Below are 17594 nucleotides of genomic sequence, written 5' to 3'. Positions count from 1 at the left end.
TTCTAGTTTGGAATCCAAACGATGAAAATAATGAATTTGAGTTATCGCAACAGCTTATTTAAAATTTGCAGCCTGTTTAACTGCTAATGACGAAAGGGGCAGCGCTCATGGCGGGACGCACACTCTATGACAAATTGTGGGATGACCATGTGGTCAGCCAGCGCGATGATGGATCATCGCTGATTTATATTGATAGGCACATCGTTCACGAAGTAACGTCGCCGCAGGCCTTCGAAGGTTTGCGCATCGCTGGCCGTAAACCTTGGAGAACGGACAGCGTTATCGCAACGCCAGACCACAACGTGCCAACTACATTTAACGAGCGCGCGTCGGGTGTCGATGGTATCGCTGACCCGATTTCCAAAATCCAGGTCAAAACTCTGGATGACAACTGCGACGAGCTGGGTATTGTCGAATTTAAAATTAACGACAATCGCCAGGGTATCGTCCATGTGGTTGGTCCTGAAACCGGCGGCTGCTTGCCGGGTATGACCATTGTGTGTGGCGATTCTCACACCTCGACCAACGGTGCCTTGGGCGCACTGTCATTTGGCATCGGTACCAGCGAGGTCGAGCATGTGCTTGCAACTCAATGTCTGGTTGCGAAGAAGATGAAGAACATGTTGATCAAAGTCGATGGCCAGCTCGGCCAGGGCGTAACGGCGAAAGACGTGGTTCTCGCGATCATCGCAAAAATTGGTACCGCAGGTGGCACTGGCTTTGCGATTGAATTTGGTGGTGATGTGTTTCGCGCCATGTCGATGGAAGGGCGCTTAACGGTGTGTAATATGGCCATTGAAGCTGGTGCCAGAGCGGGCATGGTCGCCGTGGATGAGATCACCCTCGACTATGTTAAAGGGCGCGCATTCGCCCCGAAAGGCGATCATTGGGCGATGGCCGAAGCCCGTTGGCGCGAGCTGCACAGCGATGCCGATGCGGTATTTGATGAGGTCGTAGAGCTGGATGGCGCTCAGATAAAGCCGCAGGTCAGCTGGGGTACATCACCGGAAATGGTACTGCCTGTCGACGGAGTTATTCCCGATCCCGCACAAGAAAGTGACGGCGTAAAAGCCGCGGGTGTCGCGCGTGCACTGGAATACATGGGGTTAACCCCAGGCCAGAAGATTACGGATATAGCGGTGGATCGCGTGTTTATCGGTTCCTGCACCAACTCCCGTATCGAAGACATCCGCGCCGCGGCGAAAGTTGTGGCAGGCAAAACCAAAGCCGCCTCAGTGAAGGAGGCGATTGTGGTTCCGGGCTCTGGCGCAGTAAAAGCCGAGGCAGAAGCCGAAGGGCTGGATAAAATATTCACTGCTGCAAACATCGAGTGGCGTGAGCCCGGTTGTTCCATGTGTCTGGCGATGAACGCTGATCGGTTGGGTGAAGGGGAGCACTGCGCGTCTACCTCCAATCGAAACTTTGAAGGTCGGCAGGGGTACGGCGGTCGTACCCACCTGGTGAGCCCGGCCATGGCTGCCGCCGCGGCTATTAGCGGTCACTTCGTTGATATTCGCGATTGGCAATCTTGAGGGTAGAACTATGCGAGCTTTTACAACACACACCGGCCTTGTTGCGCCAATGGACCGGGCCAATGTGGATACGGATTTAATTATTCCGAAACAGTTTCTAAAATCGATTAAACGCACAGGCTTTGGCCCCAATGCGTTCGATGAATTGCGTTATCTCGACAAGGGTGAGCCGGGGCAGGACAACAGCTCGCGTCCGCTCAACCCGGAATTCCCTTTGAATCATGCCCGCTACCAGGGCGCGAGCGTTTTATTGGCGCGTAAGAACTTCGGTTGTGGTTCCAGTCGGGAGCACGCACCATGGGCGCTCGAAGAGTTCGGTTTTCGCGCGATAATAGCACCCAGCTTTGCAGATATTTTTTACAACAACTGTTTTAAGAACGGGTTGCTGCCTATTGTTCTCGACGAAGCCGTTGTCGACAGTCTGTTTGCGGCAATGTACAGCGAAGAAGGCTTTCAGATCGAGATAGACTTGCAAGCGCAAACCGTAACATCGGCGGGCCAGACTTATACGTTCGACGTGGATGAATTCCGCAAACATTGTTTGCTGAACGGCTTTGATGACATCAGTCTCACGCTTTTGGATGCAGAAAAAATCCAAACTTACGAAGCGCAACGGCGTCAAAGTCAGCCGTGGTTGTTTAATGCTGTGCATCAATAGTCCGCTTGGCGCACACGTTAAAATTGCAGTTCTCTAACAACGAGGGAAGATCTTTGAGTAAGAAAATAGTTTTGTTGCCGGGTGACGGCATTGGTCCGGAGATTGTTGCCGAGGCCGTTAAGGTGCTGGAAGTCGTCGATAAAAAGCACAAGCTGGGGTTGAAGTTTGAGGAAGAACTCATCGGTGGCAGTGCGATTGATGTTCATGGCGTGCCACTGGCCAGCTCTACCTTGGAGAAGTGTCAGGCGGCTGATGCCGTGTTGATGGGCTCGGTGGGTGGGCCCAAGTGGGACACTCTGGACTCCAGTATTCGGCCTGAAAAAGGTCTGCTGAAAATACGCTATGAGATGGGATTGTTTGGCAATTTACGCCCGGCGATTCTATACCCTCAGCTCGCGGATGCTTCGTCGTTAAAGCCCGAACTGGTTGCGGGCCTCGATATCCTCATTGTTCGCGAGCTGACCGGCGGCATTTATTTTGGCGAGCCGCGAGGCATTCGCCTGCTGGATAACGGCGAACGGCAAGGGTACAACACCTATGTTTACGCTGAGCACGAAATCGAGCGTATCGGGCGGATGGCGTTCGAGATGGCGATGAAGCGCAACAAAAAAGTCTGTTCGGTTGATAAGGCCAATGTATTGGAGGCAACTGTACTGTGGCGCGAGGTGGTCCAAAGCCTGTCACGCGAGTACCCCGAGGTTGAGCTTTCGCACATGTATGTCGATAACGCAGCCATGCAGTTGGTGCGTCAGCCGAAGCAGTTTGATGTGATTGTAACCGGCAATATGTTCGGCGATATCTTGTCGGATACAGCAGCAATGTTGACCGGCTCTATTGGCATGTTGCCCTCAGCCTCACTCAATAAAGACAAGCGCGGGCTTTATGAGCCAGTGCATGGCTCCGCGCCCGACATTGCAGGGCAGGGCATTGCCAATCCGTTGGCGACCATATTGTCTGCGGCAATGATGTTGCGTTATTCATTGGATCAGGGAGAAGCTGCCGACGCCATCGAAGCGGCGGTGGGCAAAGTACTGGATGACGGCTATCGAAGCGCAGATATCTTTTCTGAGGGTTGCACCAAGGTGTCTACCAAAGAAATGGGCGATGCGGTCGTCGCAGCAATTTAGTAAACGTATTAACCGAGAGAATTCACGATGAAAGTAGGTTTTGTTGGCTGGCGCGGAATGGTGGGTTCCGTGCTTATGGGGCGGATGCTGGAAGAAAACGATTTTGCTGGTATCGAGCCTGTATTTTTCACCACCTCTAATGTCGGTGGCACCGCGCCTGATGTGGGCGTCGAAGCCCCTGCGTTGAAGGACGCTTACAGCATTGACGAACTTAAACAGCTGGATGCCATTATCTCTTGTCAAGGCGGTGACTACACCGGCGAAGTATTTGGCAAGCTGCGCGCGGCAGGTTGGCAGGGCTATTGGATCGACGCAGCCTCGTCTTTACGGATGGATAAAGATGCGCTGATCGTTCTCGATCCTGTCAACGACAACGTTATCCGCGACGGTCTGGCAAAAGGCATCAAGAATTATATTGGCGGCAATTGTACGGTCAGTCTGATGTTGATGGGGCTGGGCGGCCTGTTCCGCGAAAATCTGGTGGAGTGGACTTCCGCCATGACCTATCAGGCAGCAAGCGGTGCCGGCGCACAAAACATGCGTGAGCTTATCACTCAGATGGGGCAGATACGCGATAGTGTGGCCACCGAGCTGGCCGATCCTGCGTCCGCGATCCTGGATATTGACCGCAAAGTTGTTGAGGCGATGCGCAGCGATTTAACCGTTGACCGTTTCGGCGCGCCGCTGGCAGGCTCTCTGCTGCCCTACATCGACAAGCAGTTGGAGAACTTCCAGAGCAAAGAAGAGTGGAAGGGCGGAGTTGAAACGAACAAAATTCTTGGCACCTCCGACAGTCCGATTCCCATCGACGGGATTTGTGTGCGTATTGGAGCAATGCGCTGTCACAGTCAGGCGTTGACTATCAAGCTGAAAAAAGATGTTCCTCTCGCTGACGTGGAGTCGTTGATCGCCAATGCGAACTCCTGGGTAAAAGTGATCCCTAATGATCGGGATGCGACGCTTGAGGAACTGACGCCTACCAAAGTAACCGGCACCCTCTCTGTTCCGGTCGGCCGATTGCGCAAAATGGCCATGGGGCCCGAGTATCTTTCCGCGTTTACTGTTGGCGATCAGCTGCTTTGGGGGGCTGCAGAGCCGTTGCGTCGAATGCTACGTATTTTGCGCGAAAGTTAAGCGATAAAGGGCGGCACACATGCCGCCCTTTTTGGTTGCCGTTCTACCTCAGAGAGCATTTCTCACTCCTTTTGCCATCCGGTTCTCACTAATCCAAGAGTATTGATTAAAATATGCTCTGAAATTCTGTGATATTTCTTTCAACTCTCCTCATAACGGCCGATTTACAGAGCCTATAAGTTGAAAAAAACCTATTTATAATGAATACTTACGACCAATACTGAAAGATTATTCGAGGTTTTCTACCTCGGCGTTGAGCAAGGTTTGGTCTGGCGTAGTGATTCCCGCAGGTTTTAATTAGTCAATTCGCGCCATTCTAAATAAGCAAAAAAGGATTAACCTTATGGGTCGTCGAATTCTGTTGGTTTTGTTAGGCGCGTTTGCGGGCTCGATTTCGCAGTTGGGCTACGCGCTTGGGTTGGGCGAAATCACGCTCAAGTCCGCGCTCAATCAACCGCTGAATGCTGAAATTCAATTGCTGGAAGTTCGGGATCTCACCGAAAGCGAGATTCTCATTGGGCTGGCTTCAGCAGCAGACTTCGAGCGGGTTGGCGTCGACCGACCCTATTTTCTTACCGACCTGAAATTTAAGGTGGACCTGAAAAGCGCAAGTGGCCCTGTCATTCATGTAACCTCGCGTAAGCTGGTTCGCGAACCTTACTTGAACTTTGTTCTGCAGGCGCAGTGGCCGAGCGGTCGATTGTTGCGCGAGTATACGGTGCTGATGGATCTGCCGTTGTTTAGCGATACTCCAGCACGCCCTGTCGCACCGGCGAAAACGTCCCCAGCGAAACCAGTCCCTGCCCAACAAACCAGTGGCTCTTCGAACTACAATCCTCGCTCCAGCTACGATCAGGCGCCTGGCCGCAGCCAGACTGGTGCGGGCGACGCGCAACAGGTAGCGGCGACTTATCAGGAAGGTGACTCCTACAAAGTGCAAGCTAACCACTTTATGGGAAATAGCCAAGCAGGTGAGACCGGATCGCAGCGTCAGTATTCAGCAAACCATGCTGGCAATGCAGCAAGCGAATCCCCAGGCCTTTACAACAACAACATTAATCTGCTCAAGAAGGGGCAGATTCTGCGCATTCCCTCCCGCGAGCAAATTGTTGACTACAAACAGTCCCAAGCCGTGCGCGAAGTGGCCGCACAGAATGCGCGCTGGTCAGGCGCACCCTCCGATGCCCTGGCGGGTACCGGTTCGGAGCAGCTGGACGCGAGTCGTAACTATCAATCTCAGTCACAAGGTACTGCCAGTACAGGCGGTCGAGTGAAGTTGTCCTCGCCAGAAGAATTCAGTGCGGCGAACGAAGGGCGTGGCTCTGGTGCTGGAGAGAGCAGCCAGGAAGCGCTGGAAAACGAGCTTGCCATAACCCTGGAACAGCTGGATAAAACAGAGCGTGAAAACTCAGATTTACGTTCACGCATTGCCTCCCTCGAGGATCAGATAACAACCATGGAGCGCATGGTTGAGCTAACCAACGACGAGTTGCGTGCACTGCAGCTTTCAGCAGCGAAAACTCGCGATGAGCAGAACGCCGCAGAAACTGCAGCAAATGACGACCAACTCGTTGGCGAGGGCGAAGAGGTTTTGGCGGACTCGGGCGAGTCGGCGGTTGAAGAAGATACTGTTGATGCTGCTGATGTGGCAGAAGTGCCGGTCAGCGCTGAGAATGAGGTTGTAGAACCCGAACCCACTCCAACCCCAGTGCCTACGCCGACAGTGTCGCCGACTAAAGTGGTTATTCCAGCAGCGCCGCAGAAAACGTTGTTGGATCACGTGATGGACAACATCCTCTACATCGCGCTGGGTCTTCTGGTCGTTATTGGTGGCGTAGTTGCGTTCCTGAAGTTCCGCAACAAGGAAGAGGAAAACGATTCCTTCGACGACGATTTTATCGAACAGCCCCTTTTTGCTGAAGCGCCTGAAGAGCCTGAGTCCACTGAAGACGAATTCGAATCTCTTGCAATGGACGATCTCTCAGAGAGTGAGGATGAGTTAGAGCGAGAAGACGAATTACGAGAGCCGGAAGAAGAGCTTTCCGAACCCGAGACTGAAGATGTTGTAGGTGAAGCGGATATCTATATCGCCTACGGAAAATATGACCAAGCGGAGGAGATGCTGAGCAAGGCGATTGCGCGCGAACCGTCAAATCCTCTTATTCGAGCAAAACTGCTGGAAGTTTATGCGGCTGAGCAAGATGCGGATCGATTTGACCCCCAATACACCGCGCTAATCGCCTTGGGTGATGCGGATGCTATCGAGCGGGCTGCTCAGTTACGTGAAACAATTCGTGGTGCATCGCCTTTTGATGCCAGCCTGTACTCCGCGGACTCCATAGCCATAGCCCAGGAGCCAGCTAACGAGTTATCTTCCTATGAGAATGACTTCTCGGATCTTTCCCTGGATTTGGATACTGACGAAGAACCATTATCACTGGATCTCCCGGAAGAGAGCATAGAAGACGACATCGATTCCGAAGAATTTACCCTGAACATCGCACCGGAACTCAACAGCGATGAAGATCTGGATGAAGACGAGTTTGAACTGTCACTGGATTTAAGCGACGGTGAAGACCTTGAAGCTGAAGGCTTGAGCGCTGAAAGTGATGTTGCGGAGAACGATCTGCTTGCGTTGGATGAGGACGCGTTTGATCTCTCTCTGGGGGACGAAGACGATGCCTCGGAGGAGGCAGAGCACGAAACCTTAGACTTTGGTGAAATCTCACTGGATGATGATGAAGAACCTGCTTCATTGGAATCGCTTGAAGATGAGTTCGAGCTGGAACTCGATCTTGGCGATGAGCTTGCTACTGACGATGATGATTTCAATGTTGAATTGGCAGAGGAGCCCGTCGAAGAAGAGGACGAAGATGTTCTTGCGCTAAATGTGCCTGACGAGTTTTCTATGGAGGCCGAAGGCGAAGCCGGTGATGATTTCGACCTGGATCTAGAGGAATTGGACAGCGTCCTGGATGTTGATGACGTCGCGGAAGGGGACACCGGTCAATTTGATCTGAGTGAGCTGGATGCCTTGTCAGTGGAGGATGAGCTTGATGACGTTGCCGCAAACGAAGACGCGTCAGCCTCCGAACCGGAGACAGATGATGATTTCGAGTCCGTACTTGCCCTTGACGATGAGCCTAAACAGACAGAAGCTCGCGATAGTGACAACGATGATCTCGACCTTGATCTGTCCGCGTTAGATGAGGAGCTTGATGCGCTCACATCGGACCTGAGCGTCGAGAGTGCAGATATAGACGATCTCGAATCGTTGGGCGGTGACGACTTTGACGAGTCTGACGACTCTGCAGTCGCAGCGGAAATGGAAGAGCCAATCACCGATTTTGATGATCTTGATGCAGATATCGGGATGAATCTGGGTGATGCAGCGGACGAGTTAGAGGCAGAGCTGGAATTGGGGCTCGATGAAGACGACGCTCTCCAGCCCGCAGAGTTGCCGCCTGAGCTGGAAGCCGAACTGGAATTTGATGTCGAGGACACTTCCGAGGTAGAGCCAGAGTTTGTGGAATCTGTTGAGCCCGCAGATGAAACCGATGAAAGTTTGTTCGATGCTGCGCTTGCCGATGTTCCCAGCTCATCCAATATGGATTTCGAGATTCCTGAAATTGACCCTGAAGGTGATGACGATCTCGGTTTCCTGAGTGATAGTGATGAAACTGCGACTAAGCTGGACTTGGCCCGCGCATATATCGATATGGGTGACGCTGAAGGGGCGAAAGATATTCTCGACGAAATTATGAAAGAAGGTACCGACCAACAGAAGCAAGAAGCTGAGGCGCTTTTGTCTAAAGTCTAGCTTCTGACGGACTTGGTTAACTAAAGCCCTGTTCTACTACAGGGCTTTTTTGTTTGTGGTATGAGTGTGTGAATCAAAAGCTATATAAACCTAACGGAGAAGTGCTTCCCGGTATGCTGGTGCCTGAGGGAATGCAGCGCGTTGCTCTGGGCGTTGAGTATCTGGGCGCCTCTTTTCGAGGGTTTCAAAAACAAGCGTCTACCCCGGACACGGTGCAAGCAAGGTTGGAGCGCGCGATAAGCGCGGTTGCGGCAGAAGAGGTGACCCTTGTGTGTGCCGGACGCACGGACGCTGGCGTGAGCGCATCGGGGCAGGTAATACACTTTGATACCTTGTCGAGTCGACCCCTCAAAGCGTGGCTCCAAGGTGTAAATACGCACCTGCCAGACGCTGTTCGGGTGACCTGGGCAATGCCTGTCAGTTTTCACTTTCATGCGCGCTTCAGCGCACTCTCCCGTACCTACCACTATTGGATACAAACGGAACCTGTGCGATCGGCGCTTTTTAGTCAGCAGCTGACCTGGACCGGGCACTCGTTGGATGTTGAGCGAATGCAGCTGGCCGCTGAAAGTCTCTTGGGTGAGCACGACTTCTCATCGTTTCGCGCTGCGCAGTGTCAGGCGCACAGTCCGGTTCGTGAGATTCAGGCAGTCTCTTTTGAACGCTACGGTAATCTGATTCTGTTTAGAGTGCGCGCAAACGCATTTTTACACCACATGGTTCGAAACCTTATTGGTAGTTTGATGTTAGTCGGCAGGGGACTGCAGTCACCCAGCTGGATTGAACAATTGTTAGCGGCGCGAGATAGAACGCTTGCAGCCCCCACCGCTGCGCCTTGGGGGTTGTCGCTGGTGGCGGTGGAATACCCCGCAGCATTTAAAATTCCAGCTGCGATGGACCGTGCGATGTTCAGTCAGTTCTGCGGTTAATGGTGTTAAACCGCAGACAATTACCACGAGCGGCCGCCAAATTAATCGTCGTTTCTGTTAACATTCGGCGTTTTTCCTGATTCGAGAATTCGAGTGCGCGTAAAAATTTGTGGCATTACCCAAGAGGACGATGCGAGAGTCGCTGCAGACGCTGGCGCAGATGCCATTGGCCTGGTGTTCTACGAACCGAGCCCGCGACATCTCTGCAGCCTTAAATTGGCGCGAAACATCGCGTTAAGTGTGGGTCCTTTTGTCTCGGTGGTTGGATTGTTTGTTAACCCGGAAAAGCAGTACCTGGAGCAAATTCTTAAATCCGTTCCGCTGCACCTCTTGCAGTTTCATGGTGAAGAAACCCCTGAATTCTGTGAGAGTTTTGAACGCCCTTATATGAAAGTGGTGCGAATGCAGCAAAATATTGATTTAGCGACTGAAATAAACCGTTACGCTGGCGCTAGCGGAATTTTGTTGGATACATATAAGAAGGGTGTTCCAGGCGGTACCGGCGAGAGTTTTAACTGGGAGCGGGTTCCTCATAACTCGGCGAAGCCGCTCGTATTGGCAGGCGGGCTCTCGCCATCCAATGTCGCTCAAGCGGTAAAAATTGCCCAGCCAAGTGCGGTCGATGTTAGTGGCGGTGTTGAGGCTGCGCCAGGCATAAAAGATAAACATAAAGTTCGCGCATTTATAACCAGCGCGAAATCGGAGTTGATAAGTGACTGAGAAGAAAATTGATTTCTCCGCGTTTCCCGACGAGCGCGGCCATTTCGGAATCTACGGTGGTCGGTTTGTCTCGGAAACCCTGATGCATGCGTTGGATGAGTTGCAAGAAATTTACGATCGTGTAAAAGACGACCCGGATTTCCAGGCCGAATTTGATCGCGATCTCGCGCACTATGTCGGCCGTCCCTCACCGTTGTATCACGCCGAGCGCCTGTCGCAGCAGATGGGCGGTGCGCAAATCTATCTCAAGCGCGAGGATCTTAATCACACCGGTGCGCACAAGGTCAATAACACCATTGGGCAAGCGCTCCTAGCAAAATTTACCGGTAAAAAGCGTGTAATTGCCGAAACCGGAGCTGGTCAACACGGTGTTGCTACAGCGACCGTTGCTGCACGCCTTGGGCTTGAGTGCGTTGTGTTTATGGGCGCTGAGGATGTTAAGCGTCAGGCGCTTAACGTATACCGTATGAAGCTTCTCGGTGCGACTGTCGTTCCAGTCACATCCGGATCGAAGACACTCAAAGATGCAATGAATGAGGCAATGCGGGATTGGGTTACCAATGTCGATGATACTTTCTACATCATTGGTACCGTCGCAGGCCCACATCCGTACCCGCAACTGGTTCGCGATTTTCAGTGTGTGATCGGGCGTGAAGCTCGGCGTCAGAGTCTGGAGATGACCGGCAAGCTGCCCGACGCGCTGGTGGCGTGTGTCGGTGGGGGCTCTAATGCTATTGGCTTGTTTCATCCGATGCTGGAAGACGAGAGCGTTGCCATGTACGGCGTCGAGGCTGGTGGTTACGGTGTCGAAACGGGCAAGCATGCGGCACCATTGAATGACGGCATTCCAGGTGTTTTACACGGCAATCGCACGTATCTTATGGAAGATGAGAATGGTCAAATTATTGAGACCCACTCGGTGTCCGCTGGTTTGGATTACCCGGGCGTAGGCCCAGAACATTCGTGGTTAAAAGACGTGGGCAGGGTTAACTATGTTGCCATCAACGACGATGAGGCCATGGATGCGTTCCGCAAATTGACACGTGTGGAAGGCATTATGCCCGCACTGGAATCGAGCCACGCAGTAGCATATGCGATGAAACTTGCACCCCAGATGGCGCAGGACCAGGTGATCGTGGTCAATCTATCCGGGCGCGGTGACAAAGATATTTTGACCGTTGCGCAAATCGACGGCATTGAAGTTTAGTGAGAGGCCAGTAAACGTGAATAGAATTTCAAAACGTCTGGCCGATATAAAAGCCAGCGGCAAAAAAGCCCTAGTAACCTACATCGTTCATGGCGATCCACGCACGGATGTAACGCTCCCCGCGTTGCATGCCTTGGTGGAGGCAGGTACCGATGTTATCGAACTGGGTGTGCCGTTTTCCGACCCGATGGCCGAAGGGCCAGTGATTCAACGCGGCCACGAGCGCGCCTTGGGTAATGGCGCGAGCTTGAGCAGCGCTATGGCGCTGGTCGCCGAATTTAGGAAGACCGATTCCGAAACGCCGGTGGTGCTCATGGGATATGCGAATCCTGTTGAGCGAATGGGTTATAAGACGCTTGCCGCGGTAGCAGCCGAGAGTGGCGTAGACGGCTTACTTACCGTTGATTTGCCGCCAGAAGAAGCAAAAGATCTGGATGCTGAACTGAAGGCACATGGCTTGCACAGTATCTTTCTGATCGCACCGACAACGGTAGATCAACGCATTGCTGATGTCACTCAGCTGGCAGCAGGGTTTGTTTACTATGTGTCCCTGAAGGGCGTAACGGGCGCAGGCCATTTAGATATTGGCTCGGTGGAGTCCAAGCTGGCCGATATTCGTAAACACACTGCGCTGCCAGTGCTGGTTGGCTTTGGCATTAAGGACAAGGCCTCTGCGCAAGCGGTGGGCGCGGTCTCTGATGGTGTAGTGGTTGGTAGTGTTCTTGTAAATGCCATGGGTGATAAGGCACAAGCCGGCATTGATGAAATTTGCGAGACGTTAAAACAATTAATTGAGCCCATCCGCGCAGGTTTGGACGAGCTTGCCCAATAGAATTGTGCGGCGCGCGTGGCGAACAACCGAAGAGAGATAATATGAGTTGGTTAGAAAAAATTGTTCCCAGTAGTATTCGTTCCAGTGGTCAGGCGGCCCGAGGTGCGAGCAAGGTCCCTGAAGGTTTGTGGAAAAAGTGCAGTAAATGTACTGCTGTACTTTACCGCCCTGAGCTGGAGAAAAATCTGGATGTTTGCCCCAAGTGCGAACACCACATGCGAATTGGTGCGCGCCGCCGACTGGATATTTTCCTGGACCCTGAAGGGCGTGAAGAAATAGCCGCAGATGTGTTACCTATCGATCGTCTGAAATTCAAAGACGTTAAAAAATACAAAGACCGCCTAACTACTGCTCAGAAAACAACCGGCGAAAAAGATGCGCTGGTTGCCATGCAAGGTACTTTGAAAGGCTTGCCTGTTGTTGCCAGTGCATTCGAATTCGCATTTCACGGCGGTTCAATGGGCTATGCGGTGGGTGAGCGTTTTACCCGAGCGGCCCAGGTTGCGCTAGAGAATAATATCCCGTACGTGTGTTTTTCCGCGACGGGCGGAGCACGTATGCAAGAGGCGCTGATCTCGCTCATGCAAATGGCAAAAACCAGTGCGGTCATCGAGCGCATGAAAATGCAGGGTACACCTTTTGTGTCGGTAATGACGGACCCAGTTTACGGTGGTGTATCGGCGAGCTTGGCGTTGCTTGGCGATATCAATGCTGCAGAGCCTGGAGTTCGCGCAGGCTTTGCCGGTCCGGCAATCATTGAGCAAACCATTCGCCAGAAATTACCGAAAGGTTTCCAGCGCAGCGAGTTTTTGCTGGAACACGGCGCTATCGATATGATTATACCTCGGGCACAAATGCGTGACCGTTTGGCCTCCATACTTGCCAAGTTAACCAATCAGCCCGCAGTTTAACTGCGGGCGTTTACTCATCTACAAGAGAAACACGCGAGTTTTTCCCCTTTGCCGCAACACAATACTTTGAATGAATGGCTCGCGTGGCTTGAAACACTTCATCCCACAGAGATCGAACTCGGGCTTTCCCGAATTTCCACCGTTGCTCGTACCCTGGGTTTTGCGCCTGTAATGCAGTCGCGGGATGATTCGGCTCCGGTCGCTTGTAAATTGATTACCGTTGCTGGTACCAATGGTAAGGGCAGCTTTGTGACCAGTTGCGAAGCCTTATTTGCCCACGCTGGTAAAACCACCGGGGCTTACACGTCACCTCACATTCTTGCCTACAATGAGCGAATCCGTATCAATGGTGCTCCGGTAAGTGATGCCACAATTATTCACGCGTTCGAACGAATTGACTTGGCGCGGGGCGATCTCACCTTAACCTATTTCGAATTCAGTACTTTGGCGGCGGCGCTGATTTTTCGTGATGCTGGTGTGGATTACTGGCTGCTGGAAGTTGGCCTTGGTGGTAGGCTCGATGCGGTCAATTGCTTTTTCCCAGATGTTGCGGTAATCACTTCCATTGATCTGGACCATCAGAACTGGCTGGGCGATACCCGTGAAGCTATAGCAGTGGAGAAGGCCGGTATAATCCGCCCTGGTATTCCCGTCGTTTGCGCGGAACCGAACCCTCCGAAAAATCTAACCCAGATTTTACCGCAAGAAACTTTCTATATTGACGTTGCATTCCATGTTTTGCAGGAAGCAGGGCGTGTCCGCTTTTTCTGGACAGATGCAGAAACGACGAATAGCACGTCCCAGGTGGAATGCGCACTGCCATTATCTAGCGTGGCTGCTGCGTTACAAGTTCTTAGTCTCGAAGGTTATGCGGTCCCCGGTGCTGCGTTGGACCAAACGATCTCAGGCTTAGCACTGGCGGGTCGTTTCCAGCGAAAGTTTCTCGCGGACGGTACCGAGGTTGTGCTCGACGTTGCTCACAATCCGGCGGCTACTCAATTGCTGGCCAAGAATCTGGCCGCGAATTATGAGGCGCAAAAATTCGACGCACTGGTGGCAATGATGGCCGACAAGGATATTGCGGCGGCGTTGCAGCCGATGCTGCAATGGGTTGATCACTGGTACCTGCTCGCACTTGCGGATATACCCCGAGCCGCAACCCCCGAGCAATTTCGCGCGCAGCTGCTGGAGTTGGGCGTTGCCCCGGAAAACATCTATGCTCTAGAGCATACCAGCGATTTTTTTTCGACCAGCGACGATAGTGGCGTGAAAACGAGTGCGCAAGCTTCGACGGCCAAGCGATTACTGGTATTTGGCTCCTTTTACACCGTAGCGAACGTGTTAAACGAAATCCAATAGAGGCAAGCTGTGGACGACGGGTTAAAACAACGGATTATCGGTGCATTTGTATTGGTGGCGATAGCCGTTGTGCTTGTGCCGCTGATATTCGACCGTGAACGTATTGAGCCAGTAAATAAGCAAACCCAAATTCCGGTGATGCCGAGCATCGAGCCGGTGGTGATTGCTGAGCCTGCGCCACCGGTGATCGAACCGGACGAGGAAGCCCCCGAGCCCGCGGCAATGTATATTCCCGACGATAAAAAAGATATCGCGAGTGCTGAGCCAGAACCTGTGCTCGACGCGCGCAACGTGCCGAACAGTTGGGTAATTCAGGTCGCCAGTTATCGGATCGACGGCCATGCGGAGCAGATGCAGCAAAAACTTATCGACGACGGCTATAGTGCTTACGTGCGCAAAGTGAAAACCGATCGGGGTACGCTGCAGCGTCTCTATATCGGTCCTAACCTGGACAAAGCAAAACTAAATGAGATCAAGGCCGAGGTCGAAAAAAAATATGGGTTGTCGACCATCCTGTTGAAGTTTAAGCCTTGAATTGTTGCGCTTTTCTTATATTTCTAGACTGATTTTATGATCGGTACTCACCTTTAAATTTTCTTCTCAATTGCAGCTATTCTGGTTTTGCCGGGTGCTGACTACGGTGATCCTTACGGTTACTTATCCGGTGAAGTGTGGTTAGCAGTAATCCAATAACAAGCGCGAACGCAAAGTAGCGCCACCATTTTGTTGGCTCCAGAGGAACCAGAGCCAATGTCGAAATCACTTCTGCGAATACGATGGAACACACAAATAGAAGCAGATTTCGCGGTTTTATGCGGCGGCAAAACTCCGCTCCAATAGGTGCTCCCAGAAGCACAACAGGGGCGGCAATCAGCCACAGGGGCGTGAGTTCCGCGGGCAGTGTTTGAAACACAGTGCCTTGCAGGAGAACGCCGACCAGTGACACGCTGGCCATAACAATAACAGAGCATTGAGTCGCGAGCTTTAAATCCAGGCGGAAGTAGAGCGCGAGCAAGCAGAAAGCGATTAAGTCTGCGCCGGAACCCAACAGACCTGCCAGTACACCGCCGAGAAATCCAGCTTTTAGGGTCAGCTGTATATCCAGCCGAGAGAGCGGCGGTATATCCACATAATGTGTTTTTCTATCCCGGTACACCCACAAATAAATTGCCAAAAACCCCAGCACAAAAAGGGTAAACATCACACGCAAATCTGTTGCGGCAATGTATGGCTCGATGATAGCGAGCGATAAGGCGATTCCTGCGAATGCTGGCGGGAGGAAAATACCGATAAAATTCCACGGGAGATTTCGTACTCGCAGCAAAATGTATAGCGAGGCGGACGTCATGCCGACGCTTTGAATTGCGAGTGAAAAAGATTTGGCCACCGAGGGGTCCGCGTGGAGTATTTTTGTGAGGGCCGGAAAAGCAACGGCGCCGCCACCGAGAAATGTGGCTCCGGCAACAAAAGAGCCCAACGCCATAATCGGCGCGATTAACCACTGCGGCGATTGCCATGCAGACGCAACAAACCTCCCGAAGAACAGGAAGTAACAGGTTAGTACTAGGGCAAGGCTCAACGCGAAGAGCGCAGCTTGAGACAGTTTTGAGGTGAGTCGCACAGGGTATCTCTATGGGCAGGGCGCGGTGTTCGGCTAGCTTTCGCCGTCGGCTTGCGACAACTTCTGGTAGTGACGCTTCAGATAGTCGTAACGGTCGTAATAACTGGAATTAACGTCGATATTGCCAATGCGCTGAAAGCTGCTGGTAATCACTGTCGCATCTTCGTCACTCAAGTCTCCGCCGCGGGATTTACTGACGATAGCCTGAATAAGGTTGAGGTTTAGACCAATGTGGTTTGGGAGTTCCCGCAGCACATCACGGAAGGCAATTACCGCTCCGACGTAGTCCTGCGCCTGATAATGCAAGATTCCCTGCTTGTTTAACTTGGTGGCGTACTGGATACCTTCTTGGGTCACCGGCTCCCGTAGTAGTTTGTCAATGCGAACCGCGATTGCAGGGTCTTTGTTTATACGGGCCAGTTCCTGTAGCAGCATCTCGCCTGCATCGTATTGCCCTTGTGCCATAAACGCGCGCGCACAATCGATACACAGTTCCACTGGCGTATTTTGTATGGCGCTGAACTTCATTTTGTGGAGGATGTCTAGAGCTTCGCTGGTGGTTGAGTCGGCACGCTCCGGTTGGTTTTGGCTGCGATAAATTTCCGATTCGACCAGCCTGCCGCGCATGGCAACAACCGGTTGGGTGCCATATTTTTTCTCTACTGCCTTTAGGGTTTCAAGTGCTTCGCTCGAAAATTTGTCTTGTGTTTCCGGTTGCGCGCGCGTCACATTGGTAAGGCTTTGCGCAAGGTACAAATAGTCTTCCGGGAGCTCGCGACAGCTGTTACGGCTGTGTTTTACTGCGTAGCGGTAGGCGTGAACTGCGGCGAGGTCGTCCCCGACACGCAGACTGATACGACCCATTTCGCGCTGTCGCTCGGTGGAGCGGGGCGATATAGCCACAGCATCCGTTAACACCTGCTGTGCCTGTTGGTACCGGTTTTGTTGTTCGTAGAGTTCGGCCAACAAATCGTGCGCCTCTACACAGCGGGCATTCTCGTCGATCAGCGCCTGCAAATGCTGTTCAGCCGTGGCGTAATCGAGTAGCCCGGTATGAGCGCGCGCGATGCCGAGTCGGCACCAGATGGGTTGGCGCCCTGCTGGGAAGTATTGGTAAACCTCGAGAGCCTGCTGAAAGCGTCGCTGAGAAATCAGTAACTCACCGAGCATTTTGCGAGCGTCGTTGCTGTAGCGGCTCTTACTGGTAATAACCTGCGTACATGCCTTAATTGCCAGGAGTGGATTCTGCTTGTCCAGCGCGCGTTTGGCATTTAGCAGGGCTTCGTTTTTTAACAGCGCTGCATCAAGGCGAGGGCGCAAACCATCGCGGCTGACCGGCTTAGCGAGATAATCGTCGGGCTGGTATTCCAAAGCGTGCAGTACGTATTGGCTGCCGCTTTCTGCGGTGACCATGACATAGAGCGCTGTGTTTTTCAGAAGCTTGTGAAACCGTAACTCTTCGAGTAATTGCTGGCCGTTTTTACCTGCGCCAAGGTTGTAATCGGCGAGAACGAGGTCATATTGGTGGCGGTGACATATGTCGATGGCTTCTTCAGCGTTGCCCGCTGTGTCAACGTCATTCGCACCGAAGTCGATGAGGATGCGTTTGAGTGATGTGCGGATGTCTGGCACATCATCTACGACCAGGCAGCGTTTTTGGCTGTAGGTTTTGATGATTTCGATCTGCTTCATGCCTGGCTGGCAGTGTCCTGGATTTTTGACGATTAGGGGTTGACCCGAACTG

General features: G+C 52.5%; 14 protein-coding genes. 12 read left to right on the top strand and 2 right to left on the bottom strand.

Annotated elements, in window-relative coordinates:
- The first annotated feature begins 107 nt into the window (after positions 1–107).
- The 12 genes from leuC to TERTU_RS11040 all read left to right on the top strand — a co-directional run bounded on the left by leuC (position 108) and on the right by TERTU_RS11040 (position 14763).
- Complete coding sequence (gene leuC / locus TERTU_RS11095; RefSeq protein WP_015817359.1) at positions 108–1532, top strand: 3-isopropylmalate dehydratase large subunit; 1425 nt, start codon at positions 108–110, stop codon at positions 1530–1532.
- 10 nt (positions 1533–1542) lie between these two features.
- Complete coding sequence (gene leuD / locus TERTU_RS11090; protein ID WP_015817945.1) at positions 1543–2190, top strand: 3-isopropylmalate dehydratase small subunit; 648 nt, start codon at positions 1543–1545, stop codon at positions 2188–2190.
- A 53-nt stretch (positions 2191–2243) separates the two neighbouring features.
- The gene (gene leuB, locus TERTU_RS11085; protein ID WP_015818168.1) at positions 2244–3317 is read left to right on the top strand and encodes a 3-isopropylmalate dehydrogenase; all 1074 of its coding nucleotides are present in this window, start codon (positions 2244–2246) and stop codon (positions 3315–3317) included.
- Positions 3318–3344: 27 nt separating this feature from the next.
- Complete coding sequence (asd, locus tag TERTU_RS11080; RefSeq protein ID WP_015818862.1) at positions 3345–4451, top strand: aspartate-semialdehyde dehydrogenase; 1107 nt, start codon at positions 3345–3347, stop codon at positions 4449–4451.
- A gap of 343 nt (positions 4452–4794) precedes the next feature.
- Positions 4795–8271 (top strand): FimV/HubP family polar landmark protein, encoded by a 3477-nt coding sequence (locus TERTU_RS11075; RefSeq protein WP_015820957.1) that lies wholly within the window; start codon positions 4795–4797, stop codon positions 8269–8271.
- 68 nt (positions 8272–8339) lie between these two features.
- Positions 8340–9200: a tRNA pseudouridine(38-40) synthase TruA gene (gene truA / locus TERTU_RS11070; RefSeq protein WP_015819057.1), complete on the top strand. Its 861-nt coding sequence runs from the start codon at positions 8340–8342 to the stop codon at positions 9198–9200.
- A gap of 93 nt (positions 9201–9293) precedes the next feature.
- Complete coding sequence (locus tag TERTU_RS11065; RefSeq protein WP_015820480.1) at positions 9294–9920, top strand: phosphoribosylanthranilate isomerase; 627 nt, start codon at positions 9294–9296, stop codon at positions 9918–9920.
- The gene (trpB, locus tag TERTU_RS11060) at positions 9913–11127 is read left to right on the top strand and encodes a tryptophan synthase subunit beta (protein ID WP_015819964.1); all 1215 of its coding nucleotides are present in this window, start codon (positions 9913–9915) and stop codon (positions 11125–11127) included. The genes TERTU_RS11065 and trpB overlap by 8 nt, the downstream gene beginning before the upstream one ends.
- A 16-nt stretch (positions 11128–11143) precedes the next feature.
- Entirely contained in the window at positions 11144–11959 is an 816-nt protein-coding gene (gene trpA / locus TERTU_RS11055; protein WP_015817683.1) for a tryptophan synthase subunit alpha, read from the top strand.
- Between the two features lie 41 nt (positions 11960–12000).
- The gene (gene accD, locus TERTU_RS11050) at positions 12001–12870 is read left to right on the top strand and encodes an acetyl-CoA carboxylase, carboxyltransferase subunit beta (RefSeq protein ID WP_015817218.1); all 870 of its coding nucleotides are present in this window, start codon (positions 12001–12003) and stop codon (positions 12868–12870) included.
- Between the two features lie 48 nt (positions 12871–12918).
- Positions 12919–14229: a bifunctional folylpolyglutamate synthase/dihydrofolate synthase gene (locus tag TERTU_RS11045; protein ID WP_015818619.1), complete on the top strand. Its 1311-nt coding sequence runs from the start codon at positions 12919–12921 to the stop codon at positions 14227–14229.
- A gap of 9 nt (positions 14230–14238) precedes the next feature.
- On the top strand, positions 14239–14763 hold the full coding sequence (locus tag TERTU_RS11040) for an SPOR domain-containing protein (RefSeq protein ID WP_015816928.1): 525 nt from the start codon (positions 14239–14241) through the stop codon (positions 14761–14763).
- Positions 14764–14839: 76 nt separating this feature from the next.
- Here the strand turns inward: TERTU_RS11040 and TERTU_RS11035 are convergent, their stop codons facing one another.
- A complete protein-coding gene (locus tag TERTU_RS11035) occupies positions 14840–15850 on the bottom strand; it encodes a sulfite exporter TauE/SafE family protein (protein ID WP_015818696.1) in 1011 nt (336 codons plus the stop codon).
- A 33-nt stretch (positions 15851–15883) separates the two neighbouring features.
- Positions 15884–17542 (bottom strand): response regulator, encoded by a 1659-nt coding sequence (locus tag TERTU_RS11030; protein ID WP_015820262.1) that lies wholly within the window; start codon positions 17540–17542, stop codon positions 15884–15886.
- Positions 17543–17594: the final 52 nt, after the last annotated feature.

This window comes from Teredinibacter turnerae T7901 (assembly GCF_000023025.1).
GTDB classification, from domain to species: Bacteria; Pseudomonadota; Gammaproteobacteria; order Pseudomonadales; family Cellvibrionaceae; genus Teredinibacter; species Teredinibacter turnerae_B.
This window is presented reverse-complemented; position numbering and strand designations above follow the sequence as displayed.